General features: G+C 36.0%; 6 protein-coding genes. 2 read left to right on the forward strand and 4 right to left on the reverse strand.

What is annotated here, in order from left to right; translation table 11 throughout:
* Nucleotides 1–2 precede the first annotated feature (2 nt).
* Nucleotides 3–1,559: a bifunctional response regulator/alkaline phosphatase family protein gene (locus HYU69_09610; protein ID MBI2270593.1), complete on the reverse strand. Its 1,557-nt coding sequence runs from the start codon at nucleotides 1,557–1,559 to the stop codon at nucleotides 3–5.
* A gap of 168 nt (nucleotides 1,560–1,727) precedes the next feature.
* Between HYU69_09610 and HYU69_09615 the strand changes: the two genes are divergently transcribed.
* A complete protein-coding gene (locus HYU69_09615; protein MBI2270594.1) occupies nucleotides 1,728–2,969 on the forward strand; it encodes an HD domain-containing protein in 1,242 nt (413 codons plus the stop codon).
* Nucleotides 2,970–2,994: 25 nt separating this feature from the next.
* On the opposite strand, the gene HYU69_09620 is transcribed toward HYU69_09615, so the two are convergent.
* From HYU69_09620 to HYU69_09630, 3 genes are all read right to left on the reverse strand, one after another.
* Nucleotides 2,995–3,243: a DUF1456 family protein gene (locus HYU69_09620; protein ID MBI2270595.1), complete on the reverse strand. Its 249-nt coding sequence runs from the start codon at nucleotides 3,241–3,243 to the stop codon at nucleotides 2,995–2,997.
* A 62-nt stretch (nucleotides 3,244–3,305) separates the two neighbouring features.
* The gene (locus tag HYU69_09625; GenBank protein ID MBI2270596.1) at nucleotides 3,306–4,013 is read right to left on the reverse strand and encodes a YebC/PmpR family DNA-binding transcriptional regulator; all 708 of its coding nucleotides are present in this window, start codon (nucleotides 4,011–4,013) and stop codon (nucleotides 3,306–3,308) included.
* Between the two features lie 246 nt (nucleotides 4,014–4,259).
* Complete coding sequence (locus HYU69_09630) at nucleotides 4,260–5,807, reverse strand: hypothetical protein (protein MBI2270597.1); 1,548 nt, start codon at nucleotides 5,805–5,807, stop codon at nucleotides 4,260–4,262.
* Between the two features lie 155 nt (nucleotides 5,808–5,962).
* On the opposite strand from HYU69_09630, the gene HYU69_09635 reads away from it, so the two are divergent.
* A partial coding sequence (locus HYU69_09635; GenBank protein ID MBI2270598.1) for a hypothetical protein occupies nucleotides 5,963–6,922 on the forward strand: 960 nt, incomplete at its 3' end.

Raw genomic sequence — 6,922 nt, forward strand, 5'->3', positions numbered from 1 at the left:
GCTTACTTTGCTTCAAGCGTAATATAGGGGATAAGCATTTCCTCCATTGAAACACCGCCATGCTGGAAAGTATTGCGGTAGTAACTCACATAGTGATTGTAATTATTGGGGTATGCAAAGAACATATCTTCTTTTGCGAATACAAATACGCTGCTTACATGTTGTTTAGGAAGGTAGGCATCAGCAGGGTTGCGGACTTCAAACACATCTTTTTTAACATAATCCATGCTTTTACCTGTTTTGTAACGCAGGTTGGTATTTACATTCCGGTCGCCAACAAGTTTGGAGGCCTCAGTCACCTTAATGGTTCCATGATCGGTGGTGATCACTAAACGGATTTTCTTTTCGGCGAGTTGTTTCATGATATGGTGAAGCGGCGAGTGTTCAAACCAGGAAACGGTAATAGAACGATATGCGCTTTCGTCATTTGCAAGTTCCCGTATCACTTCCATTTCGGTGCGGGCATGTGACATCATGTCCACAAAGTTGTATACAATTATATTCAGTTTGTTTTGCAATAAATTTGAAATGTTTTCTGCCAGTTTTTTACCAGCGGCAAGGTTGGTTATTTTGTTGTATGAAAATTTTATGTCTTTGCCCCAGCGTTTTAGCTGGGCCGCCATCAGTTCTTCTTCGTGCAGATTTTTTCCACCTTCTTCTTCGTCATTCAGCCATAAATCCGGAAACATTTTTTCAATTTCAGATGGCATTAAACCCGCGAACAAGGCATTGCGTGCATATTGTGTAGCGCTGGGCAAAATACTTGAAAAGATCTCTTCGTTTTCAACCCGGTAATATTCATTCACAATAGGTTGTATCATTTTCCACTGGTCGTAACGCAGGTTGTCGATGAGCATTACAAATACAGGGCCTTCCTTTTCAAGCAGCGGAGCCAAACGGTTTTTTAAAATGGTATGCGAAAGCAGGGGAGGGTTTTTGTCTTTTCCGTTCAGCCAGTTTATATAGTTATTCTCAATGAACTTGCCGAATAGCTTATTGGCTTCGGTTTTCTGCATAGCCAGTATTTCAGCCATGCTGGGATCTTTGCTTTTGTCTAATTCAAGTTCCCAGAATACAAGCTTCTTATATACTTCGCACCATTCATTAAAATTAAGCCTGTCACTCAGGCTCATGCCAATGTTGCGAAAATCCTGCTGGTAACCCGAAGTTGTTTTTTCACTTATGAGTCGTTTGTTGTCGAGCGTTTTTTTGAGAGAAAGCAGTATCTGCTTGGGATTGACGGGTTTTATAAGGTAATCTGATATTTTCGAGCCGATAGCGTCTTCCATTATGTGTTCTTCCTCACTTTTGGTGATCATCACAACAGGAAGTTCGGGCTTGCTGTTTTTTATTTTTGTAAGTGTTTCCAGCCCGCTTAAGCCGGGCATATTCTCGTCTAAAAATACTATATCGTAATTGTTCTTTTTAACTAATTCAAGCGCAGTATCACCGCTGTTGGCTGTTTGAACATTATAACCTTTGTCAGTTAAAAATAAAACATGCGGTTTTAATAAGTCGATCTCATCATCGGCCCAGAGTATATTTATTTTGTTTTCCATGGAAAAATAATTTAGGAGTTAGGATTTTGGATTAAGGATTTATAAGGTAGCGTTTAATCTAACTTCTGTCTCCTGACTTCGGTCTTCGGTCTTCCGACTCCTGACTTCCGTCTTCGGTCTTCCGACTCCTGACCCTTTCTTATCAATAAAAGTACCTATTTTTGCTTAATGAACGAAAAGTTGAACAAGCGAAAGATTATTAACGATCCGATCTATGGTTTTATTACAATACCGGGCGAAATAATTTTCGACCTGATCGAGCACAGGTACTTTCAGCGTTTGCGGAGGATAAAGCAGCTTGGATTGACCAATTTGGTTTACCCGGGTGCTTTGCACACCCGTTTTCATCATGCTATTGGGGCCATGCACCTGATGGGTGAAGCGATAGAGGTATTGCGGTTTAAAGGGGTTGAAATAACAGGAGAAGAGGAGCAGGCGGCCACAATCGCTATTTTACTGCATGATATAGGTCACGGACCCTTTTCCCACGCGCTTGAGAATAGTATAGTGCATGGAGTTGATCATGAGGATATTTCTGAGCTTTTTATGGATAGGCTGAACGAGGAGTTTAGCGGGAAGTTATCGCTGGCTATCTCTATTTTCAGGAATAAATACAAAAAGAAATTTTTACATCAATTGGTATCCAGCCAGTTGGATGTGGATCGACTTGATTACCTGAAGCGTGATAGTTTTTATACGGGTGTTTCAGAAGGGGTAGTGAGCAGCGACCGTATTATTACCATGATGACTGTAGTTAACAATCAGCTTGTTATCGAAGCAAAAGGGATATATTCCATTGAAAAATTTATTGTGGCCCGAAGGCTCATGTACTGGCAGGTGTATTTGCATAAAACGGTGATAAGTGCTGAAAATATTCTGGTGAATATTTTAAAACGTGCGAAAGAACTGGCTGAAAGGAAGGTGGAATTATTCTGTACCCCCGCGCTTCATGAGTTCTTATACAATAAATACACTAAGAGTGATTTTGTAAGCAACAGCAACTTGCTGAATATTTTTGCTGAACTTGACGATAATGATGTAATGGCATCGATTAAAGTGTGGACAAAACATAGTGATCCTGTGCTCGCCCGTATGTGCGAAAGTTTAATTAACCGCCATTTGTTTCATGTTGAGCTGCAAAATCTGTCGTTTACAGATGCAAGCATAAAAGACTTACGTGCAAAAACAATGAAGAAATATAAGATTACGGAAAAGGACTGTAATTATTTTATTTTTTCAGGTATAGTCGTTAATGATGCTTACCGAACCGATAAAATACGGATCAATATTCTGTTTAAAGACGGTTCTGTGGTTGATATTGCAGAAGCTTCAGATCAATTGAATATTAATGTTTTGTCTAAGACAGTGAAGAAGCATTATTTGTGCTATCCAAAAGATTTGGCACAATAGAGAAGTGACATCGCTTCAGGCAATGTTATCCCTGAGACTTAGGCGTATCTTCCTTTTTTCCTCTCTTATAAATTACCAGCCCATTTAAAAAATTTCGGAGTATCTGATCGCCGCATTCTTTGTAATTTGGGTGATCTTCTTTGCGAAAAAAAGCGCCAAGTTCAGTAGTGGTGACTTTAAAATCGACAAGTTTTAAAATCTCTACTATGTCTGTATCCCTTAATTGTAAGGCAACACGCAATTTTTTAAGGATATCATTATTGGTTAATGGCATTTTTGTCCTGTATTTTTTAGTTTGTAATAGCTGACAACCAACAACTAACAACCACCAACATTTTACTTCATATTATGAAACACATTCTGCACATCATCATCATCTTCCAGCAGGTCGATCAGCTTTTGTACTTCAGCTTCCTGTTCAGATGTAACTTCCTTAAACGTATTGGGTACGCGTTCTTTGTCGGATGATATTACCGTTATTTTTTTTTCTTCCAGAGCCTTTTGCATATTGCCAAATTCGGTGAAGGGGACAGTTATGATCACTTTATTCTCATCCCGGTCAATTTCTTCAAGTCCATGATCGATAAGTTCAAATTCAAGTTCTTCTAAATTACGGTTGCCCAATTCTATTTCAAATACACCTTTGCGATCAAACATAAAGTCGAGCGAACCTGTTTTGCCCAATGTACCTTCGCCTTTACTGAAGCAATGGCGTACATTCGCCACTGTGCGTGTGGGGTTATCAGTTGCTGTTTCGATCACTATTGCTACACCGTGCGGTCCATATCCCTCATAGATCATTTCTTCGTAATCCTTCATATCCTTATTGGTGGCCCGTTTTATAGCGGCATCAATATTGACCTTCGGCATATTCACAGCTTTGGCATTTTGGATGACCAAACGCAAACGCGAATTGGTATCGGGATCGCCGCCGCCCTGTTTGGCAGCCATTGCGATTTCTTTACCTATGCGGGTAAAGGTTTTAGCCATTTTGGCAAAACGTGCAAACATCTTGTGCTTGCGTTTTTCAAATACACGTCCCATGGGGGTTGGAATTAAAAATTAAGAATGTAAAATTAAGAATAATATGTTGAAAATGGTTGTCGGATGTCAGTTGTTTGTTGTTGGGTTTATACTTCAAAATGCAACCAAAAACCAACAACCAACGACTCTTTTATTTATACGGTGATCTCATCTTGTATATAATCATGCCTTATCTTCATCCCACTCTTTCCTGACCTTAGCTTGCATTTTAAAGGCCACATCTGCATAATACAGGTTTTCCACTATCTAATTCCTTAATACTTCCAATAGCGAACGATTTTGTATTTTGCTATCCGTCCATGCTATGTAATTAAACTTTTCCTGATTAGTTTTTTTCTGAGAATTTAGTTTTGTCAATCTTCTTAACTCATTTTTTAAAAGAATGAATTTTTCTACCTCTTTCTTTTTGTTTCCGGCTGACAAATAAAAAGTTCCGAAAAAGCTGATTAAACATTTTTGGAATGCCGTAAGACAATGGTGTTTTACTAAAAATCTTCTTGTATGTTTTGCTTCGTATATAAGATACTCGTAGTTTTTTAATTCAAAATGAACCAGTAAATTAAATAACCTGACTTCGGACTGAATCTCTATTTCACTGCTATTATTTGTATGGTAGTTTAATATGCTATTTGTAAAGTTTAATGCTTCTCTGAAATTCTTCAACAAGAAATGGCTAATAAATAAATTATTCCATAAGGCAAGTCGTAAAACACCCTGTAGTTGTTGAATAGAAATAATTCCACTGATGGTTTCAAAAGCAGTTATTGATTTTTCAGGATGACCACTTTCGTTTCGTAAAGAAATATAATTTATTGTTAAAGGCAAAAATAAATATTCATTATGGATTTTATGCTTCCCTGTGGACATTGATTGAAAGAATTTAAGAGCTTTATTATATAGCAGTTCACAAACGCTATATTTTTTCACTAAAGCATAAATAATTAATAAATTGCTTAAAGCGGTAATGTATTGTGAGGCCCTTATCGTTAATTTTTGTTTGTCTGCTTCAAGAAAGGACACCCATTCTTCCAGTCTTTTAAACATAAGCGAATCATGTTGGCCGGTGTAGTATGAAATAGCGAAATGTCTTTCATAGTATTCGCGTTTTCCATAGAATGTTAGTGCCTTTTTTGATGAAGCGAAAAAATGAGAATTTCTTAATGAAAGCAATTTTTTTTTATTATTTCCATTTACAGATGGCGTTGAACTCAATAGAAGAGTTTTGTTTGCTATTTGTTCAAACTCGTAATTATTTTTTAAATACTTCAAATACGTATTTATTTGTTTTGGCTGTTCATTCATGTAACACTTAAATGCCGATACTTCATATGTTCTTCGGAACAGAATAGTTTTTAAAGAGCAAATTCTTAATAAATAATCGTATTGCTCATTTGCAAGCGCGAGTTTTTCAGCTTTAATTAATTTTTTTATCGCAAGATTGTGCAATCTCTTTTTTATTAAAACATTAATTTCCCTAATTAATTGAATAAGTTCACTGTCGGGGGTGCTGTTTTCGTGATAGTCACACAATGATTTTAATATTGTTTTAGTTAGGTACTTTTTCTCCTTAATGATGTTATTTTTAAACCCCTTTTTTTTTAACTGTATTTTCAATTGTCCTGTACTATATGTTGTTTCCTTTAGACTATTTATACAATCAAAAAGTTTAATATAGCTATACGGCATATCTCTATTCTTTTTCTTAAAAGACCTGCTGTAGGCTTTAAAAAATATTTTTTCAGTACGATCCATTGATTGGATAAGAGTAAGTAGATTATCGTTATTTCGTTTCATGATCGTCAATGTGTTTTATAATTCTAAGGTATTAATAATTTATATAAATCCCGAAATATCTATATTTTAGTTTGGTCCTTTTATCCTAATTATAATTTGATTTTAGCATCCACTTTATTTACATTTATAACAAAATTTATCGAAACTACGGTGTTATGAAACCCTGCTATTTATTTCTACTTGTTATTGTAAATAATTTATATGCACATGCATATCACCAAACGGTCGATTTAAATGTTCGTATGAAAGATGATATGATAGATAAACATGTATTTGGCTTTCAGGAGAACAAAGGACAAATGAAGGATGACCATGGAAATCCGGCTCCGTATGTTTTATTTAAAACCGTTTTTTCAAACCTTAACATTTGGATTACTACCTCCGGACTTACATACGAATTTTTAAAGTTGGGGGAAAATATAGACGATAGCGATAGAGACGGAAGTAATGAGATGAATACTGAAAATTCAGATGAAAAGGTAAATGGCGAGTGGAGTAGAGTGGATATGGTTTTAAAGGGCGCATCCATAAAAGAAGAAAATATTTTTACCGAAGGCGATATTACTGAGGGTGTAGTAAACTATTACCTAGCTAATTGTCCAGGTGGCATTCATAATGTACGGACATATACAAAAATAACTGTTAAAGAGGCATATAAAGGAATTGACTGGGTATTGTACACTTTAAAAGATGGAGCCATTAAGTACGATTTTGTTGTTCATCCATATGCTGATCCAAATCAAATAAAACTTATTTACGAGGGCAGTGGTAGATTAACTCTTTCAAGTAATGAGATATATTTTGAAAATAAATTAGGACACGTAACAGATGGAAAACTATTGTGTTATCAGGGAAATGAATCAAATAGTATCGTAGCGAATTTTGTTATAAAAAAAAACGAATCCCCCTTGTTTATGGGTGCTGACAATTTAATTGATCCGAATGAAAAATTGGGTCACAATCCTGTTTATAATAAAGCGAACAGTAGCAACATTTTTTCTTATGAAATTAGTATTAAGATTAATAGGTTTAATTCATCCCGGATATTAACCATTGATCCTCAGCTTGTTTTGGGAACCTATTTTGGGGGCAGTAGTTATGATATCCCATATTCT

Source organism: Bacteroidota bacterium, assembly GCA_016183775.1.
Taxonomy (GTDB): Bacteria; Bacteroidota; Bacteroidia; order JABDFU01; family JABDFU01; genus JABDFU01.